This window comes from Pantoea sp. E956-1, assembly GCF_982223955.1.
In genome coordinates, this window is the sequence record NZ_CEUYZP010000111.1 from 1 (window position 1) to 385 (window position 385).

Sequence of the window (385 nt, forward strand, 5' to 3'; positions counted from 1 at the left end):
GATGACCCTGATCACCGGCGTCGACTATCCACTCGCGGTCACCGGCATCGCCCAAGTCGCTTTCCCGGATCAGGCCAACGGCAGCCTGATCCACGACGCCGACGGCAAAGTTCGCGGCTCGTCGTTGATTGCTCAGGATTTCAGCGGTGACAACTGGTTCCACCCACGGCCCTCCGCCGGGGCTTTTGCCACGGTCGCCAGCGGCGCCAGCAACCTCGCGCCAAGCAATCCGGCCCTGGCGACCCGCGTGATCGAAGACGCGCAAAAACAACAAGTCGCTGGGCAGGGGCCGGTGCCATTGGCCTTGCTGACCACCTCCGCCAGCGGCCTCGATCCGCACTTGCCACCGGCGGCAATTGCCTATCAACTGGCGCGTGTCGCGGCG

At 66.0% G+C, this 385-nt stretch carries 1 protein-coding gene; it reads left to right on the plus strand.

What is annotated here, in order from left to right; all coding sequences use genetic code 11:
- Positions 1–385, plus strand: a 385-nt coding sequence (locus AC0T7J_RS25505; RefSeq protein WP_473798616.1) for a potassium-transporting ATPase subunit C, incomplete at both ends; no start/stop codon positions are given.